This is a genomic window from Xanthomonas sp. F4 (genome assembly GCF_011761895.1).
Genome location: NZ_JAASQX010000007.1, coordinates 17,214 through 36,678, shown reverse-complemented (window position 1 = coordinate 36,678; position 19,465 = coordinate 17,214). Strand labels below are relative to the sequence as shown.

15 protein-coding genes are annotated in these 19,465 nt (G+C 66.3%); 8 read left to right on the top strand and 7 right to left on the bottom strand.

Annotated features, from left to right (window positions below; all coding sequences use genetic code 11):
- Window positions 1-20 precede the first annotated feature (20 nt).
- Window positions 21-1,196, bottom strand: coding sequence for a hypothetical protein (locus tag FHR66_RS18150; RefSeq protein ID WP_160967681.1), 1,176 nt, complete (start codon window positions 1,194-1,196; stop codon window positions 21-23).
- Window positions 1,193-3,994, bottom strand: coding sequence for a TonB-dependent receptor (locus FHR66_RS18145; protein ID WP_160967683.1), 2,802 nt, complete (start codon window positions 3,992-3,994; stop codon window positions 1,193-1,195). The genes FHR66_RS18150 and FHR66_RS18145 overlap by 4 nt, the downstream gene beginning before the upstream one ends.
- Before the next feature lie 124 nt (window positions 3,995-4,118).
- Between FHR66_RS18145 and FHR66_RS18140 the strand changes: the two genes are divergently transcribed.
- Window positions 4,119-5,237 carry an ROK family transcriptional regulator gene (locus FHR66_RS18140; RefSeq protein ID WP_160967685.1) on the top strand — a complete coding sequence of 373 codons (1,119 nt, stop codon included), beginning with the start codon at window positions 4,119-4,121 and terminating at the stop codon, window positions 5,235-5,237.
- On the opposite strand, the gene FHR66_RS18135 is transcribed toward FHR66_RS18140, so the two are convergent.
- Window positions 5,154-6,452, bottom strand: coding sequence for an MFS transporter (locus tag FHR66_RS18135; protein ID WP_167088008.1), 1,299 nt, complete (start codon window positions 6,450-6,452; stop codon window positions 5,154-5,156). The two genes, FHR66_RS18140 and FHR66_RS18135, sit on opposite strands and share 84 nt — an antisense overlap.
- A gap of 247 nt (window positions 6,453-6,699) precedes the next feature.
- Between FHR66_RS18135 and FHR66_RS18130 the strand changes: the two genes are divergently transcribed.
- Complete coding sequence (locus FHR66_RS18130) at window positions 6,700-8,790, top strand: phosphocholine-specific phospholipase C (RefSeq protein ID WP_160967724.1); 2,091 nt, start codon at window positions 6,700-6,702, stop codon at window positions 8,788-8,790.
- Between the two features lie 252 nt (window positions 8,791-9,042).
- Here FHR66_RS18130 and FHR66_RS18125 read toward each other — a convergent pair whose 3' ends face one another.
- Window positions 9,043-11,379 carry a TonB-dependent receptor family protein gene (locus tag FHR66_RS18125; protein ID WP_160967689.1) on the bottom strand — a complete coding sequence of 779 codons (2,337 nt, stop codon included), beginning with the start codon at window positions 11,377-11,379 and terminating at the stop codon, window positions 9,043-9,045.
- 281 nt (window positions 11,380-11,660) lie between these two features.
- Here FHR66_RS18125 and rimK point away from each other — a divergent pair, with 281 nt between their 5' ends.
- From rimK to FHR66_RS18105, 4 genes are all read left to right on the top strand, one after another.
- Window positions 11,661-12,554 (top strand): 30S ribosomal protein S6--L-glutamate ligase, encoded by an 894-nt coding sequence (gene rimK, locus FHR66_RS18120; RefSeq protein ID WP_160967691.1) that lies wholly within the window; start codon window positions 11,661-11,663, stop codon window positions 12,552-12,554.
- 284 nt (window positions 12,555-12,838) lie between these two features.
- Window positions 12,839-13,144 carry a hypothetical protein gene (locus FHR66_RS18115; protein ID WP_160967692.1) on the top strand — a complete coding sequence of 102 codons (306 nt, stop codon included), beginning with the start codon at window positions 12,839-12,841 and terminating at the stop codon, window positions 13,142-13,144.
- 48 nt (window positions 13,145-13,192) lie between these two features.
- Entirely contained in the window at window positions 13,193-13,870 is a 678-nt protein-coding gene (locus FHR66_RS18110; RefSeq protein WP_010340533.1) for a response regulator transcription factor, read from the top strand.
- Window positions 13,863-15,197 (top strand): sensor histidine kinase, encoded by a 1,335-nt coding sequence (locus FHR66_RS18105; RefSeq protein ID WP_160967694.1) that lies wholly within the window; start codon window positions 13,863-13,865, stop codon window positions 15,195-15,197. Before FHR66_RS18110 ends, FHR66_RS18105 begins: the two co-directional genes overlap by 8 nt.
- Window positions 15,198-15,415: 218 nt before the next feature.
- Here FHR66_RS18105 and coaE read toward each other — a convergent pair whose 3' ends face one another.
- From coaE to FHR66_RS18090, 3 genes are read right to left on the bottom strand one after another with little or no spacing between them, the layout of a single operon-like run.
- Complete coding sequence (gene coaE / locus FHR66_RS18100) at window positions 15,416-16,039, bottom strand: dephospho-CoA kinase (RefSeq protein ID WP_160967696.1); 624 nt, start codon at window positions 16,037-16,039, stop codon at window positions 15,416-15,418.
- Between the two features lie 13 nt (window positions 16,040-16,052).
- The gene (locus tag FHR66_RS18095; protein WP_010342233.1) at window positions 16,053-16,916 is read right to left on the bottom strand and encodes a prepilin peptidase; all 864 of its coding nucleotides are present in this window, start codon (window positions 16,914-16,916) and stop codon (window positions 16,053-16,055) included.
- 6 nt (window positions 16,917-16,922) lie between these two features.
- On the bottom strand, window positions 16,923-18,182 hold the full coding sequence (locus tag FHR66_RS18090; protein WP_160967698.1) for a type II secretion system F family protein: 1,260 nt from the start codon (window positions 18,180-18,182) through the stop codon (window positions 16,923-16,925).
- Between the two features lie 354 nt (window positions 18,183-18,536).
- Here FHR66_RS18090 and FHR66_RS18085 point away from each other — a divergent pair, with 354 nt between their 5' ends.
- Together FHR66_RS18085 and FHR66_RS18080 are read left to right on the top strand one after the other, a co-directional pair.
- The gene (locus FHR66_RS18085; protein WP_160967700.1) at window positions 18,537-18,953 is read left to right on the top strand and encodes a pilin; all 417 of its coding nucleotides are present in this window, start codon (window positions 18,537-18,539) and stop codon (window positions 18,951-18,953) included.
- Window positions 18,954-19,027: 74 nt separating this feature from the next.
- Window positions 19,028-19,438, top strand: coding sequence for a pilin (locus FHR66_RS18080; protein ID WP_160967702.1), 411 nt, complete (start codon window positions 19,028-19,030; stop codon window positions 19,436-19,438).
- Window positions 19,439-19,465: the final 27 nt, after the last annotated feature.

Sequence of the window (19,465 nt, the reverse complement as noted above, 5' to 3'; positions counted from 1 at the left end):
CGCCTGTGCGCACCTCCGACTCAGCGCGCCGTTGCGCGTCGCGTGGTGTCCACCGACGGCGCCGGAAGCGGGACGTCCTGCGGCGAGGTCAGTGCGCCGGTGTCGGTGTCGTAGCGGTAGATCTCTTCGATGTCGCCGGTATGCACGGTGACCGTGCCGGTGGTCAGATCGTCGCGCACGGTGAGCGGGATCGGGGTCAGACCCGGGCAGGCGATGCGCGCACCGGTGTCGAAGCCACCATCGCCGAGCGGTTGGATCAGGCACGGCGCCTGGCCCGGGCGACCCAGTTGCAACCAGCCCTCGGCGGTGATGGTGTGCGCATACAGCGGCCGTCCATCCGGTGCGATGGTGGTGGCGGTTTCGCCTTTGCCGTAATCGCGCGGCGGGCGTTCGATGCCCTTGATGCCCATGCGGTTGTTGACCAGCAGGCCGTGGTCGTCCAGGTAGAGATGGCCGATCTGGGTGCCGGTGTCCTGTGGCCAGCGCAGGTGCATGTGGATATGCGGCGGGTCGTCCCGATGCCCGTGCGGATCGTTGGTGTCGAAGCCCATGATCTGGATCGTGCCGAGGCCTTCTCGCACGGCTTGCTCGCCCAACCCCAGGCGCCGCACCACCTCACGTTGCGCGAACTCCAGAGTGTCCGCGGCGCGGCGCTGGCGAACAGGGAAGGCGCCGCTGCGGTAGGCACCGGCACGGCGTGCGGGGTCGGCATGTTCGAGTCGCAGCACCATGCCCGGCTCGACGATGTGCATCGAGTATTCGGCCGCGGTGATCGCGTCGCGGTCCAGAGGTGCCAGTTGCACCACCCAGCGGCCTTGCGCGTAATGGAACGGCACGTCGCCGTCCTCCACCCGCACACGTTCGATCGCGTCGGGGTCGCCGGAGAACGTCAGTTCCAGCGTGCGCATGCGCGGAACCCGGAGGGCGACCACCGTTTCCTTGGCGTTGTCGGCGTTGTAGCCGTCGATGTGGATCGGCGTGCAGGGACGGCATGACGTTGCGTCGAAGGCGATCTTTGCAGATGCATGCCCGTCGGCCTTGACCAGCTTCAGTACGACGGCGACATCGTCCGCGTTCGCTGCGTGCGCGGACCCCAGCGCCAGTCCAGCGCACACTGCGGCGATGAGCGGGCGACGCCAGAGGTGTTGCGGCCGACTGTCGCGGCGATGGCCCTGCAACTGCATCGGTCGCATCACTTGCTGCCTCCATTGGGATGCCAGCTGAAGCTCAGCCAGAGCGTCGAGCCGACCGGGAAGTAGTTGTTGACCAGCGCCTGCCCCGGTCCCTGGCGCACGACAAAGGGCGCGCGGGTGATGTTCTGCGCCTGCAGCATCACGTCCCAGGCCGGGTTGATCGCGTAGCTGAGCTGCAGGTCGAGCTGGCTGCGCGGCTGGGCGTAGAGATCGCGCTCCGGCGTGTCGCTGCTGACCAGTTGCAAGGCTTCGCCGATGCGGTTCCAGGAGGCGCGCGCCTCGAAGCCGCCGCGTCGGTAGAACACGGTGGCGTTGGCGATGTAGTCCGGTTGCTGCACCAGTCCGCTGCTGCGTCGGCTGGCGGGAGCGCCGGCCGCGACTGCTGCCGAACTGGCGGGAATGTCGAAGCTGCCGTCGAGCAGGGTCAGGTTGCTGCTCACGCCCAGTCCGCGCAGCGCGTCCGGCAGAAAGGCGAGTTCGCCGGAGACGTAGTTCAGTTCGAGACCGCGCACCTTGCCGCGACCGGAATTCAGCGGAGTGCTCTCGCTGACATCGTCGTACACCACGCCGTTGTAGGCCGTCGGGCCCGGGCTGCGCACCGCGGTGAAGATCTCGTTGCGGATCCGCTTCTGGAACACCGCCGCCGAGAACAGTCCGCCATCGTCCATGAACCACTCGTAGGACAGATCCAGGTTGACGGACTGGCGCGGCTCGAGCGCGGGATTGCCGCGGCTGATCGCCAGGCCGCCGCTGCTGGTGACGGCGAACGCGGTGGTGGCCGCGTATTGGGCGTAGTCGGGACGACCGATGGTCTTGCTGACGGCGGCAGTCAGGCGCGCGTCGTCGTCGATCTTCCAGGTGGCCAGCGCCGAAGGCAGCAGGTACGCATAGCCGCCCTTGCGCAGCGCCGGCGCATACGCGGAAGGCGCCGCCGGGTTGGGGACCTGCCAGGTGGTGACGTCCACCTTGGTGTCGTCGTAGCGCACGCCGGCGAGGGCGTAGAAGCGCTCCGAGCGGAACACGCCTTCGGCATACACGCCGGTCACCGCTTCCTTGTCGTCGAAGTCGCTGGTGTAGTTGTCGGCGACCCGATTGGATTGGGCCAGCCACTCGGGGTGGTTGGCGATCAGCGCCGTGCCCTTGGCCGGGTCGACGACGTAGAACGGCACGCCACCGATGAAGTCGCTGGGCCAGGTGGTGGGATAGGTGTAGCCGGGAAGGCCGCCGATCGCCGTCTGCGCCGCGGCGTTCCTGGCGAACCATTCCTGGTAGGACTGGTCGTTGCCGACCTTGCTGTCGGTGTACGAGGCGCCGGCGCGCGCGCCGAAGCCCTGGTCTTCGGGGTCGGCGTTGAGCGCCACGTTGGCGGCGACGTAGCGGACGGTCGATGCCGAATCTCGGGTGATGTTGCGCAGGTACAGCAGATCGTAGGACGACGGGTCGGTGGCGCGGCGCGGGTCGGGGAAGGTGGCCAGCACCTTGCCGCCGTCGAGGGCGTAGTCGAACCGGTAGTCGGTGGCGTTCAGCGTCGTGGTGGAACCGGGGCGCACGTCCGACGCCCACTTGTACATGTCCCGCTGCAGTGCGCTGGTGGCGCGCGACCACGACGCGGTGGCGTCCCAACTCACGTCGTCGGTGGGGCGGAAGGCGCCCTTGAGGGTGACGATGTCGGTGTCGCGGGTCTGCGGCTGCCAGACGATGCCTTGCTGGAACTGCGCGGCCCCGTAGCTGCCGTGCTGCGCATCCACGTAGCGCGGCGGGGTGCTGGGGATGGCCAGTTGCTCTGCGCGCAATTCCGCATCGACGGCCTGGTAATGGCCGCCGAACAGCGAGATCTCCCCGCCATTGGCGAACAGGTACTCCAGCTTGGCGTTGATGCCCTTGCGGCTGCGCGCATCGTCGAACCAGTAGCCCTGCGGGCGCACCGGGTACAGCACGCCGTCGCGCGACAGGTTGGCGAACGGCGTCGCCGTCCCCGAGGGGGTGTAGTACACCCAGCCGGCACCGGCGCTGTCGCCCGGCAACTGGCTGTGCGAGGTCGACCAGAGCTTCTGCCAGTCCAGCGAGACCACCACGCCCCACTGGCCGCGCTCGCCGAACACTTTCGACGCGGTGGCGTTGGCCTTCTGCAGCGGACGATCGTCCTGCACAAAGGCACCGGCACTGGAGCTGTGGCCCAGCCCCGCATTGACCACGACGAAGCCGTCGGGTTTGTCGAAGGCGCTGCGGGTGACCAGGTTCACCTGGCCGCCGAGGCCGTGCGGGTCGTACTGCGGGGTCAGGGTTTTGATCGCCTCGATGCGCGAGACCATCGGCGAGGGCAACTGGTCCAGGCGCGCGCCGCGCACGTCGATCTCGCTGCTGGCCATCGGCACGCCGTCGATGGTGATGAGGTTGTACTTCGGGTCCAGGCCACGAATGGTCACCCGTTCGTACAGGTCGCGGTTGCGGGTCGGGTCCATGCCGGCGACGGTGGACAGGCCGACGATGCGCCGCGCCGATTCGACGATGCTCAGGTCGGGGAGGCTGCCGATGTCGTCGTCGCTCACGGCGTCCAGCACCACCTGGCTCTCGCGTTTGGCGTCGACCGCGGCGGTGGCGGCAGCGCGAAAGCCGGTGACCTGAATCTGGTCCAGATTGACGGTCGCGGGCGTACCCGCTTGAGCGGTAGCGGCGTCTGCCGTGGTGGCGACAGGTGGGAGCGGCGCGGCATGGCCCTGGCTCGCCGCGGCGAGCGCGGGGAGCAGGGCGGAGGCGAGGCGGCTGAGGCGAAGGTGAAACGCGGCGTGGCGTTGAGGCATGACCGGGATCAAAGATGGATGGTGGCTAAATATATTACGATCAGTATGAAATTAATTTGACAAGACCAGCCGGGTAGCGGAGCATGCCGCCGCTCCGGAACGAGGCATGGCGAGGCGCGGCAGGATGATCAAGAAGACGCTCACGCCCCGGGCGAGGCTGGTGCTGGGTCTGGTCCGGCGACACGGTGCGGTCTCACGCGCCGCGCTGATCCGCGATACCGGACTCTCGGGGACGGCGGTGTTCCGTAGCACCGATGAGCTGGAGAAGGCGGGATTGATCCGGGTCGGCGAGACGATCGCCGAAGGCCGTGGCCAGCCCAGCGCCATGATCCATCTGCAGCCCGATGCCGCGTTCAGCCTGGGACTGTCGGTGATGGCGGATCGCGCCGAGGCGGTGCTGGTGGATCTGTCAGGCCGGATCCGTGCGCGCGCCGACGTCGCCACGCTGGGATTGAGACGCGCAGACGTCTTGGCGCGCTGCCACGCCCTCGCCGTGGAGGCGTTGGGCGGGCGCGCCGCAATGGCGCCGCGGCTGATCGGCGTTGGCGTGGCCATCGCTGGTTACTTCGTCGATGACGGCACGGTCAACCCCAGCCCGGAGCTGGAGGACTGGGCGCTGGTCGACTTCGGTCCGGAGATCGCGCAACGCTTCGGCGTGCCGGTCAAGATCGAGAATGTCGCCAACGCCGCGGCCATGGGCGAATACCTGCTCGGCACCGGGGCGACGCACGCCAGCTTCTGCTACCTCAATTTCGCGATGGGTTTCGGCGGCGGCATCGTCATCGACGGCCGGCTCATGCGTGGCCGCTTCGGCAATGCCGGCGAACTGGCAGGCACGCTCAACGCGGCCGACCTGCCGGTGCCGCATCTGGCAGGACTGCTGCACGCGGTGAACCTGCATGATGGCCATGCCTTCGCATCGCTGAAGGACATGCTGGAGGCGTTCGATCCGCAGTGGCAGGGTGTGGACGCGTGGCTGCAGGCGCATACCCGCAGTTTCCAGTTCCTGTTCTCGGCGTTGCGCTACACGCTGGATGTGGATGCGATCGTGCTCGGGGGGCTGCTGCCGGCGGCATTGGCCGAGCGCGTCATCGCCGCGGTGCACTGGCACGAGCAGACCGTCGCGCCACGCCGCCTGCGCCCGCTGCCCGCGCCGCGCCTATGCGTTGCCCAACTGCCGCCGGAGACGACCGCGCCGGTCGGCGCGGCAGCGTTGCTGTTCGGCGATCTTTTGTCCGCTTAGCCGGGGCATCAGCGCCGCCACCGCGCTCAATAGTCCGACCGCCAGTGGGATCGCCTGCACCAGCAGCGACGCAGGCGAGCCTGCAACGGCGAGCGCGGTGCGGTAATCGGACTGCTGCAGCATCAGGGCGATGGCGAAGGTACCTGCCGCCTGGGCGATCTTCGACGCGCACGTGAGCATGCCGTAGTCGCGGGTGGCGGTGCGTTGGCTGGCCGTGGCCGCCACGCACAGCCACAAGGCCGTGCCGATGCCGCTGAAGCCGATCCCCGACAGGAGCCCGGCGGCGTAGGTGGCGTAGGCCCCGCGCTCGCCGACCTGATGCAGCAGCGTGCCGGCGCCGAGCAGCGCCGCGCTCGAGACCAGGAAGATGCCGCGGTGGCTGCATTGGCCCAACATGCACCGCCACAGCGGCTGCACCAACAGCACGCCCAGCGCGACCGCCAGCGACAGGTTCGATTCTTTCCCCGGCGCGTGCGCATAGGCGGAGACATACGGCTCCAGCTTGCGAAAGCCGGACACCAGGAAGCCGACGAGCACGGTCAGTAAGATGATCGACGAAAGCCGCAATGGCGGTGCGGCGCGCCAACCCGCATGCATGCCGGCTGGCGGTTCGCCAATCGTGTTCCTGCACCATGCCAGCGGCACTGCGCAGCTCACCGTGATCAGCGCGATCGCCGCGCCGGCGCCGGCGAATTCGATGCCGCTGCGCGCCGACAAGCGCAGCAGCAGCGGTGCAACGCACAGGCATACCGCCAGGTGCGCCAACGCAGAGAAGAACGTCCGTCGCACGGTGACGTGCTGGCGCTCGTGCAGCGTCGCCGACCCCAGCACGATCAAGGCGTTCTGGGCGACGTCCACCAGCGGATAGACGCAGCGAAAGCCGATCAGGGTCGCCAATGCCCAGGCCGGCCGTGCCCACTCGGCTACCAGCGAGGACGCGCAGAACAGCAAGAAGAACAGGGCGGCGATCGCGGCGCCGATCGCCTGGAAACGCGCGGCATCCGTTGCCGACGCGATGCGTGTGCGCTGCCAGCGGCCCAGCAGCAGGTCCAACACTCCGTTCAGGGCGAGCGTGGAAGCCAGCAACGCGCCGGCAGTGGCTGGCGGCAGGTGGCAGGTTTCGGTCAGGAAAAACGTGAACAGCACGACGCTGGCATGCCACATGAGGCATTTGCCGAAATGCGCACCCAGATAGATCGGACCCAGCACCTGCATCCGCGTTCGCTCCCCCGGTCTGCCGCGGCTGCGCGCAGGCCGACGGCATTCTTGCATCGAACGATGACATTCGCAGTGCGGCGATGTCGCCTGGGGACGGTGCAGGGGAACGGCTTGCGGCGTCCCCGGATCCGTGGAGCTAGGGGGCAAGCGCAGGCCGGATCGACGCGGCTGTCAAACCCGCTTCATCCGCCGCCGCTAGGCTGGCTGACGCCTGAGCATCTGCTCGTTGCCGGTCCTGCTTGCCGTGGTCGAACACAGTCGTCGTCGTTTTCTCGCCCGCGCGTCCCTGGCCCTGGGAGCCGGCGCGGCCATGCCGCTGTTGCCGGGCGTCATCCGCAGCGCGCTGGCGGTGCCGCCGGCGCGGGTCACCGGCACACTGCAGGACGTGCAGCATGTGGTGATCCTGATGCAGGAGAACCGCTCCTTCGATCACTACTTCGGCTGCCTGCGCGGGGTGCGCGGCTATGGTGATCCGCGGCCGCTGCGGCTGCCCAGCGGCAAGCCGGTCTGGTACCAGCCCGAGCGCAAGGGCAGCGATCGCTATGTGCTGCCGTTCCGGCTCAACAGCCAGACCAGCAGCGCGCAGTGGATGAAGGATCTCAATCACGACTGGAAGGGCTCGCACGAGACCTGGAAGCACCACGACGCCTGGATCGCGCAGAAGAGCGCGATGAGCATGGGCCACTTCCAGCGCGAGGACCTACCGTTCTATTACGCGCTGGCCGATGCCTTCACCATTTGCGACGGCTACCACGCCTCGCTGTTCGGCCCGACCAATCCGAACCGCATGTACATGTTCACCGGCACCAGCGGGCTGAGCGTCGGCAATGACGGCGAGCAGGCGGTGAACAACCGCGACGACGGCAACTGGACCGCGGACATGGCGCGCGACAATCCGCGCTTCCCCGGCTACACCTGGAGCACCTACTCCGAGCGCCTGCAGCAGGCCGGCATCAGCTGGCAGGTGTATCAGGAGTTCGACAACTACGGCGACAACAGCCATCCGTACTTCGCCAACTTCCGCAAGCTGGACCGCGCATCGCCGCTGTATCGTCGTGGCCGTGCCATCGTGCCCGGCTCCACCGCCGAGAACGCCAAGGCCTCGCGCGGCGAACATCTGGTGGCGGCGTTCGCGCGCGACGTGCGTGCCGGCACGCTGCCGCAGGTGTCGTGGATCGTCGCGCCGTACCTGCTCAGCGAGCATCCCGAAGCGACACCTGCCTACGGCGAATCCTTGAGCGCGCGTCTGCTGGAGGTGCTGGCGGCCTCGCCGGAGGTCTGGTCGAAGACCGTGTTCCTGATCAACTACGACGAGAACGACGGCTTCTTCGACCACGTGCCGCCGGCGCTGCCGGCGATCCGTCCGGAGCTGGGCGCCAGCAACGTGGACCTGCATGGCGAGGACTATCATGGCGTGCCGGTCGGGCTGGGGCCGCGGGTGCCGATGTTGGTGGTGTCGCCGTGGAGCCGCGGCGGCTGGGTGAACTCGCAGGTGTTCGACCACACCTCGGTGCTGCGTTTCCTCGAATGCCGTTTCGGGGTGATGGAGCCGAACATCAATCCCTGGCGCCGCGCCGTCGCCGGCGATCTGACCTCCACGCTGGATTTCGTCGGCCACGATCCGGTGCCGGTGGCGCTGCCGGATACCCGCGACTACATCGCCCGCATCGATGCCACCGCGACCCTGCCGCCGCCACAGCGCCCTGCACAGCAGGCGCTGCCGGTGCAGGAACCCGGCCAGCGTCCGGCGCGCGCGCTGCCCTACGACTTCGACGTGCGGCTGCAGGTGCAGGGAGATGCGCGGGTGTTGCGCATGCGCAACCGCGGCGCCGCCGGCGTGGCGCTCAATGCCTATGCCGACGATGGCGTGGCCGGACCCTGGTTCTACACACTGGCCGCCGGCAGCGAACTGCAGGATGCGCGCGCGTGGCGCGGCGATGCCGCCGATGCCGGCTATGCGCTGCGCGTGCACGGGCCCAACGGTTTCCTGCGCGAGTTCCATGGCGACGGGATCGGCGATGCCGGACTGCTGGCCGAGGCCGACTACGATGCCGCCGCGCAATGCCTGCTGCTGACGCTGGGCAATGCCGGCACGCAGCCCTGCGCCCTGCGCGTCCGCGACGGGTACCGCGGCGATGGCGGCGAGCAGACGCTCACCCTCGCCGCCGGCGACCGCACCGTCGTGCGTCTGCCGTTGCAGGCGCAGCACCATTGGTACGACCTGACCATCGACAGTGCGACCCTGCCGCAATGGCGGCGGCGCCTGGCCGGCCACATCGAAACCGGCCGCCCGAGCATGAGCGATCCGGCGATCGGCCGCACGGTCGACGCGTAGCGGCCGCGTCTTACCAGCGGTACACGATTTCTGGCTGTACACGGTCGCGGCTGAAGCCGCTCCTACAGGCCATGCGGCTGTCGTAGAAGCGGCTTCAGCCGCGACCGCTCCGACCGCATGCAATCCGGAAACGCCGCTCGTACTGCCGGGTCATCTACAGCACTCCACACGTTTGCCTGCCCCAGAACGCGAACGCCGCCGCTGCAAGCGCAGCGGCGGCGTAGGTGCCTTCCCTGGCGGTGTCGCGTCGGCTCAGAACTTGCCGCTGAAGGTGACGAAGAACTGGCGCGGCGCACCGGCCATTAGCGTCTGGTTGTAGCCGTTGGGGTCGGAGACCACGTAGCCGTTGGTACCGACGGTGGCGAAGTAACGCTTGTCGAACAGGTTGGTGACGTTCGCGCTCAGCCCCAGGTTCTGGAACATGCCGACCTGGCCGAAGTCGTAGCCGGCGCTGAGGTCGAAGCGCCAGTAGCTGGGCACCGACGAGTCGTTGAGGTAGCTGATGTAGCGGCGGCCGGTGTACTTGCCATCCAGCGAGGCGTGCCAGCCGGCGTTCTCGTAGGCCAGGCTGCTGGAGAACATCCACTCGGGGATGCCGACCACGCGCTTGCCGGAGGTCGGCACCACGCCGGGATTTTGGGGATTGTTCTTGTAGCTGGAATCGGTGTAGTCGTCCTGGTAGGTCGAATCGTCGTAGGACAGCGAGTTCAGCCAGCGCAGCTGTTCGATCGGGCGCCAGATCACCGCCAGGTCGGCACCCTGGCTGCGTACCGAACCGACGTTGTTGAGCGAGGCCGGGCAGGTCTGGATCGCGCTGCACGGCGAGGTCACCAGCAGACGGTCGTCGAAGGTGGTGTGGTACAGCGCCAGCGACGCTTCCACGCCGCCGCCGCGCACGCGATAGCCCAATTCGTAGGTCTGCGCGGTCTCCGGCTCCAGCGAGCCCTTGATCGCGTTGAACGAGGCCTGCGATTCCTGGAACGGGGTGAAGCCGAAGCCGGCCATGTTCTTGTTGTAGGAGGCGTAGACCTCCTGGTGATCGTCGATCTTGTAGTTCACGCCGACCTGCGGCAGCAGGTCCGAATCGGCCTTGATCTCGCCGGCGGCATTGGACGCGGACGGCACCTGCGACTGCGCGGTGGTGTCGACGATCAGCTTCTTGGCGCCGAAGTTCAGGGTCAGGCGCTCGTCGAGCAGGCGCAGCGTGTCCTGCGCGTAGACCATGGTGGTGTCGGTGTCGTAGTGCTGGGCGAAGCCGCGCGCGAACAGGGTGCCGTTCTTGTTGAAGTAGTACAGATCGGTGAACGGGCCATCGAGCAGGAAGTAGTTGCGTTCCTGCACGGTCTTGGCGTTCTGGTACCAGCCGCCGATCTCGATCTCGTTGCCGGCCACGGTGAAGTTCAGCGAGCCGGTGACGCCGTGGCGGTTGAGGCGGTAGTCGGTGGTGCGCATCGACAGCGGCACGCTGGCCGAAGACGCGGCGTACGGCGTGGTCCACTGGCCTTCGCCGTTGTTGTCGTGGTAGTAGCCGGTCAGGTTCAGCGTGGCGCTGCCGCCGAGGTTGAACACGCCGCTGAGCGCGGCCAGGTTGTCGCGGCGCAGGCCGGCGCCGGAGTAGTAGGACACGTCGGCCTTGCCGTAGTCGGCGGGCAGGCCGTTGAGGCTGGCCGGGTAGCTGCCCTTGCCGTTGAGCGCGTTGGCGATCTGCACCGCGCTGTTCCAGTCCGGCATCAGGTAGTCCCAATCCCAGCCGAGGACCCGCTGCGAGGTCAACGACAGGTCCATGATGTCGTATTCCTTGCGGTGCGAACTGTCCAGGTACAGGCTGACCCGGTTGCCGTCGCCCCACTGGTACAGCGCCTTGGCATTGGCCTGGTTGTACTCGTTGTTGCCGTAGCCCTTCCACTTGTCCATTTCGCCGTGCACCAGCGAGGTGTACAGCGAGAAGCCGTGGATGTCGCCGGTGTCGCCGCGCAGGTAGGTGCGGCGGGTGCTGTCGGAGCCGAGGGTCTGGCTGAAGCGGATGCCGGCGTCGGCATCCGGATCGGCGGAGTAGTAACGCACGGTGCCGCCGAGGTTGCTGCTCGACGGCGTGCCCAGGCCGCCGGCGCCCTGCGCCAGTTCCACCGAGGCCACGTTCTCGGAAATGATCGCGCGGGTCACCTGCAGGCCGTCGGTGACGCCGTAGCTCATGTTGCCCAGCGGCACACCGTCCAGGGTGAAGCCGAGCCGGCTCTGGTCGAAGCCGTGCAGGCTGATCGCAGTGGACCATTCGTAGGCGCCGAACGGATCGGCCGACTGGAACTGCACGCCGGGCAGCTTGTCCAGCACCTTCAGCGCGCTGGTGCCGGGGGCGGCGATTCCGATGTCCTCACGGGTGATGCGCTGCACCTGGCGGGTGGTGCCGCTGGACACGACGGTGATCGCGTCGAGCATCGTGGCATCGTTGCCGCTCGCGCTGGCCGCCGCATCGGCGGTTGCGGTGGCGGCGGCCGGCGCGGTCTCGGCCAGCGCGGCGAAGGCCGGCAGGGCGGACGCGACGGCGAGCACCAGCGCGTGCGGGCGCAAGGATCTGGAAGTGGGGGTCATCGAAAGTCACCAATCATGAGGGAGAGAGGCTCCGGACCTGCCGCGCTGGGCGCGGGCAGCCGGCACCGGGCCGGTACGCGGCCCGCCCGCCACGATGCAACGGTTTTGTGAACGTTTCGGGGCGGTCCGGTGTCGGCTGTGGGACAGCGCGCGGACCGCGGGTGACGGTGATCACCGCGCATCCTGGCCTTGCGGCGCAGTCGGCACCTGCGGCGACGCGCGGCATCGCAGCGCCAGCGGCGCGACGTATGATGCCGGGCCTGCCACCGCCGCTGCCTTCGATGAAGCTCGCCATCCTGTCCCGCAACACCAAGCTGTACTCGACCCGTCGCCTGGTCGAGGCCGGCCGCGAACGCGGGCACACGGTGCGGGTACTGGACCCGCTGCGCTGCTATATGCGCATCGCCGCCGGCGCTTTCACCATGCATTACAAGGGCAAGCCGATCACCGGCTACGACGCGGTGATCCCGCGGATCGGCAATTCGGTGACCCGCTACGGCACCGCGGTGTTGCGGCAGTTGGAGATGATGGGCGTGTGCACGCCAAACCCGTCCGATGCGATCCTGCGCGCCCGCGACAAGCTGCGCGCGCACCAACTGCTGGCGGCCAAGGGCATCGACATGCCGATGACCGTGTTCGGCGACAACCCGGACGACACCGGCGATCTGCTGTCCATGCTCGGCCCGCCGCCGCACGTGGTGAAGTTGAACGAAGGCACCCAGGGCACCGGGGTGATCCTGACCGAGAAGGCCAGCGCCTCGCGTGGCGTGGTCGAGGCGCTGCGCGGGCTGTATGCCAATTTCCTGGTGCAGGAGTTCATCGGCGAGGCCGAGGGCGCCGACCTGCGCTGCTTCGTGGTCGGCAACCAGGTGGTGGCGGCGATGCGCCGTACCGCGCCGGAGGGCGACTTCCGCTCCAACCTGCATCTCGGCGGCACCGCCGAGCGGACCGTGGCCAGCCGCGGCGAGCAGGAGGTGGCGGTGCGCTCGGCCAAGGCGCTGGGCCTGGGTGTGGCCGGCGTCGACCTGATCCGCTCGCGGCGCGGGCCGCTGGTGCTGGAGGTCAACTCCACGCCGGGTCTGGAAGGCATCGAGACGGTCTGTGGGCTGGATATCGCCGGCAAGGTCATCGAGCACCTTGAGGTCTGCCTGAAGCGAAAGAAATCAGTGGTTTAGCCGATTTTTCGGCCGCGCGTTCTGGCTTAACGCTGGTTTAATTCGGCCCTGCGTAAGCTTCATCGGACCGCAGCTCTGCCCTCCTCAGCAGGAACGGTAATCGGGATAGAAAACCTTTCGGCCCAGGCAGCCCCGCTGCCTGGGTCTTTTTGTTGGGGATGCTGGAATGGGGCTGATGCGTGCGCGTGCTTGCGGCAATGTTTCGGCGAAAGCTACATTCGCGACGTAGTGCAATGCTGTTGTGATGCCGGGAATGCGAGGCGATGTGCCAAGGTGAGGCGCCCATGAACGTGAAGAAAGTGTTCGCGCGGCAACTCAGTACAATCTCGCAGCACTCGGAGCGGTACGAACGTCCCCGAAAGCGGACGATCACGGTTTGGCGCAAGCATTCGACGCAGGTCGTGACATTCGCGATCGGTGCAGGTCGCGACCGCCGTGCTGCGGCAAGAACTAATCAGGGTGAGGCGCTGTCTGATGCAGCGACCTGCCAGGTGGGGTGGGTCGCAAGCGAGGCGTCGCTGAACATTCACCAGGATGCATTGCAGGACCATGGCGGTTGCCGTCGTGGACAACGAGGAGGCCGGCACTGACGTGGCGCCCTCCACTGGCAAGTAGTACGACTGACGGGGTACATGTTGGTGCGAATTCTAGTGATCGAAGACAACAGCGACATCGCCGCCAATCTGGGCGATTACCTCGAGGACCGCGGCCATACCGTCGATTTCGCCGCCGATGGCGTCACCGGCCTGCACTTGGCGGTGGTGCATGAATTCGACGCGATCGTGCTCGATCTCAACCTGCCGGGCATGGACGGCATCGAGGTCTGTCGCAAGCTGCGCAACGAGGCGCGCAAGCAGACCCCGGTGCTGATGCTCACCGCGCGCGATTCGCTGGACAACAAGCTTGCCGGCTTCGATTCCGGCGCCGACGACTATCTGATCAAGCCGTTCGCGCTGCAGGAAGTGGAAGTGCGGCTCAACGCGCTGTCGCGCCGCGGCAAGGGCGTGCACACCCGGGTGCTGGAGACCGGCGACCTGGAATACAACCTGGATACGCTGGAGGTCCGTCGCCAGGGCAAGCTGCTGCAGCTCAATCCCACCGCGCTGAAGATCCTGCAGGCGCTGATGGAAGCCGCGCCGGCGGTGGTGACCCGGCAGGAGCTGGAAACCCGTGTGTGGGGCGAGGAACTGCCCGATTCCGACTCCCTGCGCGTGCATATCCATGGCCTGCGCGCGGTGGTGGACAAGCCGTTCGACGTGCCGATGATCCAGACCCGTCACGGCATCGGCTACCGCATCGCTGCACCCGATGCCTGAAGCACCGGTGTTGCCGCGGGTCGTGCGGCGGCGCGGGCGTTACCGCCGCCGCCTCCGCAGCCGCATCATTCTCTCGTTCGTGCTGTTGGGCTTCGGCCTGACCGCGCTGTTCGCGTTCGCCACCAACTGGGCGCGCGCGCGCGTGGAGAACCAGCTGGTCGAGGTGGTGCTGAACCGCAACATCGACGAGTACTCGCACCGGTTTTTCTCCGACCCGTCGAAGAATCCGGATCTGCCGGTGCAGCAGATGGTCGGCCGGGTGGTCAAGAGCGACCGTTTCGAGGCGCTTCGGCGCGAGCAGCCGGAGTGGTACAACTTTTCCGACGGCATCCACAACGTGTCCGGTCGCGACGAAACCGGCAAGCCGTTCTCCTACAAGGTGGCGGTGCGCAAGACCCCGAACGTCTGGTTCTTCCTCGCCTACGACATGACCCAGACCATGCAGGGTGAGGTGCAGCTCAATCGCACGTTGATCCTGTCGGTGCTGGTGTTCAGCGCGTTGTCCCTGGTGATCGGCTGGTGGTCGGCGTCGCGGGTGATGCGGCCGGTGTCGGACCTAGCGGCGCGCTTGCGCGCGTATCGCGGCAGTAGCGATCCCAAGCCGCTGGCGCCGCACTTTCCCGACGACGAGGTCGGCCAGTTGGCCGAGGCGTTGGACGACTACTCGGCGCGCCTGACCGAAGTGGTGCAGCGCGACCGCGAGTTCAATGCGGACGTCAGCCATGAACTGCGCACGCCGCTGGCGGTGATCCGTGGCGCCACCGAACTGCTGCTGACCCGGCCCAATCTCGACGAGAAGGTGCTGCAGCGCCTGCAGCGCATCCAGCGCGCCGAACAGCAGTGCAGCGACCTGATCGGCTCGCTGCTGCTGCTGTCGCGCAACGAGCGCGGGCAGGGCCACAGCAACGTCGCCAAGGTCGCCGAGCAGTTGATCGAATCGCACCGCGCGCAGTTGGGCGGCAAGCCGCTGCAGTTGTTGCTGGAAGGCGAGCGCAACCTCACCATCGATGCGCCGGAAGCGGCGCTGTCGGTGGCGCTGGGCAACCTGATCGGCAATGCGGTCAAGTACACCCAGGAAGGGCAGGTGGTGGTGCGGGTGCTGAGCGACGCGGTGCAGGTGATCGATTCCGGTCCCGGCCTGAGCGAAGAGGACGCGGCCAAGCTGTTCCAGCGCGGCTATCGCGGCACGCATGCAGGCCATTCGCAGGGCGGCGGCATCGGCCTGTCGATCGTCAGCCGGCTATGCGATCTCTATGGTTGGCAGGTCAACGTGCGTCCGGGCGCCACCAAGGGCGTGGTGGCGACGCTATGGTTCAAGCCGGCTTGAGGTGCTGGCGGGACGGTGCGTCTAAGCTTCCTTGTAGGATCGGCTTCAGCCGCGACCAAGCTTTCCGGGCAAGCCCGTCCCGTCGGGACTGAAGTCCCTCCCGCAGTGCAGTCGCAACCGCACTGCATTCGCTAAACATCCCTGATCTCATGCCCCGGCTTTTGTGGGAGCGGCGTCAGCCACGACGTCTTCGCAACGGATCGCGCTTGAGCGCGCTCCTAAAGGAGACGCTTGGCCGCCGCCAGCGCGCGGTACTGCCGATCCAGCGTTTCCACGGCTTCCTGGAGCTCTGCTGCGGCGCCGTCGTTGACCACCACATCGTCGGCAATGGCCAGGCGCGCGGCGCGGGTGGCCTGCGCCGCCAGCATGCGCTGCGCCAGGTCGGCGGTGATGCCGTCGCGCTGCATCAGGCGTGCGTGTTGCAGCGCCTCGGGGGCGTCGATCACCAGGATCCGGTCGAGCCAGGGATAGGCGGCGCGTGCGCCGACCTCGGTCAACAGCGGAATGGCCGCGATCGCATAGGGTCCTGCGGCCTCACGGCAGCGTTCCTGCAGCAACTGGCGGATGGCGGGGTGGGTGATCGCTTCGAGGTCGCGGCGAGCCGTCGCGTCCTCGAAGATGCGCTGGCGCAAGGCGGCGCGGTCGAGCTGCCCATCGTCCTGCAGCATCTGCGGTCCGAAGCGTGCCACGATCTGCGCCAGGGCCGGATGGCCGGGCGCAACGACCGCGCGTGCGGCGAGGTCGGCATCGGCGACGACGATGCCCTTGGCCTCGAAGCGGCGGCTCAGTTCGCTCTTGCCGGAGGCCACACCTCCGGTCAGGCCGACGACGAAATCAGTCAAGCCGGGGACTCCGTTAGCGCAGTCCAGACCAGCGCATGTAGGTCTCCACGATCTCCGTGCCCCAGAAGAAGGTGATCCAGCCGGCGATGGCCAGATAGGGCCCGAACGGGATCGGCGTGGCGCGGTCGCGGCCCTTGGCCGCCAGCCACAGCGAACCCAGGATCGCACCGACCAGGGAGGAGATCAGGATGGTCGGCAGGATGCCCTTCAAACCGCACCAGGCGCCGATCGCGGCCAGCAGCTTGAAATCGCCATGGCCCATGCCTTCCTTGCCGGTGATCTGCTTGAACAGCCACCACACCGACCACAGCGAGAAATAGCCGACCGCCGCGCCAAGCAGGGCGGGTTTGGCCGGCATGTACAGGTTGTCCATGCTGCCGATCAGGCCGAGCCACATCAGCGGCAGGGTCAACTGGTCCGGCAGCAGGCGGGTGCGCAGGTCGATGCCGGACAGCGCCACCAGGAAACAGCTGAACACGATCGCGCCGAAGCCCTGCCAGCCGAAGCCGAAGCGCCACACACTGGCGACCACCAGCAGGCTGGTGAGCAATTCCACCAGCGGATACTGTGGCGAAATCGGCGCATGGCAGTAGCGGCACTTGCCGCGCAGCGCCAGCCAGCTGAACAGCGGGATGTTCTCGAACCAGGCCAGCTTGTGCTTGCAGTGCGGGCAGTGCGACGGCTCCACCACGATGCCGGGCGGCGGCGGATCGTAGATGTCCGGCAGCTCAAGGATCTCGCGCGAATCGCGCTTCCACTGCCATTCCATGCGCTTGGGCATGCGCAGGATGACCACATTGAGGAAGCTGCCCACCAGCAAGCCGAGGCCGGCCGCGGCCGGGAAGCCGAGGCCGGGGTGTTGATCGAGAAATGCCATTAATGCTTATCCAACGACGGAGGCCAGCTTGAAGATCGGCAGGTACATGCCGATGACCATGCCACCGACGATGGTGCCGATGAACACCATGATCAACGGCTCGATCAGGCTGCTCAAGGCATCGACCGCATTGTTGACTTCCAGTTCGAAGTACTCGGCGACCTTGAAAAGCATCGCGTCCAGTGCACCGGCCTCTTCGCCGATCGCCGTCATCTGGATCACCATGTGGGGGAACAGGTTCGCCTGTTTCATCGCCAAATTGACCGGGTAGCCAACCGCCACGTCGTCGCGCATGCGCAGTACTGCCTTTTCGTAGACGCTGTTGCCGGTGGCGCCGGCGACGATGTCCAGCGCTTCCACCAGCGGTACGCCGGCGCGGAAGGTCACTGCCAGGGTGCGTGAGAAGCGCGCCACCGAGCTGTTATGCATGATCTGGCCGATGATCGGCACCTTCAGGATTAGCCGATCCATCGCATGCTGCATGGATGGCGATCGCTTGTAGGCAAAGATGAAGCCGACGATGCTTCCGACCGCGACAAGCAGCATCAGCCACCAATACGCCACCATGAAGCGCGATGCTTCTACGATCATCTGGGTAAAGGCTGGCAGTTCTGCGCCGAAGCCTTTGAAGACATCTTCGAATTGCGGCACCACCCAGACCAGCAAGATGGAACTGACGATCAGGGCGACCGCCATGACCATGGCCGGATAGAACAACGCCTTTCTGATCTTACCTTTCAAGGCCTCGATGTTTTCTTTGTAGGTCGCGACAGTTTCCAGGACGGTCTCAAGCACGCCTGCACCTTCGCCGGCTCTGACCAGGTTGCGGTACAATTCGTCGAACTGAACGGGGTGCTTGCTGATCGCCTCGTAGAGTGAGGAGCCGCCCTCAATGTCAGTGCGGATTTGGTCCACCATCTTCTTCATGCGAGGGTTTTTGTGCCCGCTGGCGATGATTTCGAGTGAGCCCACGATTGGGACACCGGATTTCATCATCGTTGCCATCTGGCGGCTAAAGAACGCGATATCCTTGGGGCTGATCTTCTTGCCGGCGGCGCCAAACAGTGGCTTGGGCTTGGGCTTGACCACCGAGGGGGTAATGCCCTGGCGGCGCAACTCGGCACGCAATAGATTTGCATTCTTGGCGATCTGCTCGCCCTTCATCTTGACGCCGCGCTTGTCGGTGCCTTCCCAGACGAATGGCACTTGCTGACTGGTGTTGCGCGCGACTGGCTCTTTCTTGACTGCGCTGCGAGTTGCGGACATCGGATAGTCTCCCCGTCCGGCCATCCCCGGGCGGACACGCCTGCATGTTATCGGTTTCTGTTGCGACTGACATCCTTTGTGGTCGAGGCGGATACGGGATTGGCTGACGCACAGCGTCACTTTTTGACGTCTGGCGACGTACGGCCCAATCCATCGCAAATCCTCGATTTGGCGGTCTTCCCTTGGCGCCATTGGTGCATCATGCAAGCGGCGCTGCCCTGTGCCGGAGCGTGCGAAGTTGGCACGCAGTCTGCTTGGGTATACGCACGTGGCGCTTCGCCGCGGCGCTCGGGGAGCAGGTCCGCGGGCGAGTGCCTACCACCTTTATCCGTACACACACTCTAGGGGTTCACAATGAAGAAGCAGCAGGGCTTTACCCTGATCGAACTGATGATCGTGGTTGCGATCATTGCCATCCTGGCCGCCATCGCGCTGCCGGCCTATCAAAATTACGTCGCCAAGTCGCAGATGGCAGCTGCCCTTGCGGAAATCACCCCGGGTAAGACGCAGTACGAAGTGATGGTCAACGAAGGTAAGGCTGCCAGCATCACGCCGGATCTCATCGGTCTGAAGACCTCCAACCGCTGCACCATTACCACGCCCAACCCGAGCGAGACTGGTGCCATCACTTGTGCGATCCTCAACTCCAGCCCCAAGCTTGGAACCGCGAGCATCTCTTGGACGCGTGCTGCTGATGGTAGCTGGACCTGCTCCACCACGCTTGCTGCTGCTGACAAGCCTAAGTACGCTCCGTCCACCTGCCAGAACTAATTGGCGGATTAGTGGGAAAAAGCCCCGCAATTGCGGGGCTTTTTTGTTAGACCGCACGCTGCGAAGGGGGGCGTATGCGTAAAGAAGGCTTTAGCCTCATCGAGGTGATGATTGTCCTTGCGGTGATTGCGGTACTGGCAGCGATCGCGCTCCCTAGATACGAAGATTTTGTCGCGAAATCACAGTTGACTGCAGCCCTCGCGGAAATTGAGCCAGGCCGCCCAATGATAGAAGTTGCATTTGCGGATGCTGCGGATCCTTCTATTGTCGACGCGAGCTTTGTTGGCCTACCCAAATCTAGTGTGCGTTGTGCACAAATCAGCGTTTCGCTTACTCTTGATGGCACGTCCACTCTCAGTTGTCGAGTGATCGGTAGTAAGGCGGTGAACGGACGGACGATTTCGTTGCGGCGAGCGGCCTCGGGTGGCTGGAGTTGTGATGCATCCGCCTTCCATGCCCGGCACAAGCCGGGCGAATGTGGATGATACGTCACGCATACGTATTGCTGGGTG

What these genes read in the sequence shown, in the direction of transcription:
- FHR66_RS18140 (WP_160967685.1), top strand. Translation starts at nt 4,119, where the DNA reads ATGATCAAGAAGACGCTCACGCCCCGGGCGAGGCTGGTGCTGGGTCTG.
- FHR66_RS18125 (WP_160967689.1), bottom strand. Translation starts at nt 11,379, where the DNA reads ATGACCCCCACTTCCAGATCCTTGCGCCCGCACGCGCTGGTGCTCGCC.
- FHR66_RS18090 (WP_160967698.1), bottom strand. Translation starts at nt 18,182, where the DNA reads ATGTCCGCAACTCGCAGCGCAGTCAAGAAAGAGCCAGTCGCGCGCAAC.
- FHR66_RS18095 (WP_010342233.1), bottom strand. Translation starts at nt 16,916, where the DNA reads ATGGCATTTCTCGATCAACACCCCGGCCTCGGCTTCCCGGCCGCGGCC.
- FHR66_RS18115 (WP_160967692.1), top strand. Translation starts at nt 12,839, where the DNA reads ATGAACGTGAAGAAAGTGTTCGCGCGGCAACTCAGTACAATCTCGCAG.
- FHR66_RS18145 (WP_160967683.1), bottom strand. Translation starts at nt 3,994, where the DNA reads ATGCCTCAACGCCACGCCGCGTTTCACCTTCGCCTCAGCCGCCTCGCC.
- rimK (WP_160967691.1), top strand. Translation starts at nt 11,661, where the DNA reads ATGAAGCTCGCCATCCTGTCCCGCAACACCAAGCTGTACTCGACCCGT.
- FHR66_RS18105 (WP_160967694.1), top strand. Translation starts at nt 13,863, where the DNA reads ATGCCTGAAGCACCGGTGTTGCCGCGGGTCGTGCGGCGGCGCGGGCGT.
- FHR66_RS18135 (WP_167088008.1), bottom strand. Translation starts at nt 6,452, where the DNA reads ATGCAGGTGCTGGGTCCGATCTATCTGGGTGCGCATTTCGGCAAATGC.
- FHR66_RS18085 (WP_160967700.1), top strand. Translation starts at nt 18,537, where the DNA reads ATGAAGAAGCAGCAGGGCTTTACCCTGATCGAACTGATGATCGTGGTT.
- FHR66_RS18080 (WP_160967702.1), top strand. Translation starts at nt 19,028, where the DNA reads ATGCGTAAAGAAGGCTTTAGCCTCATCGAGGTGATGATTGTCCTTGCG.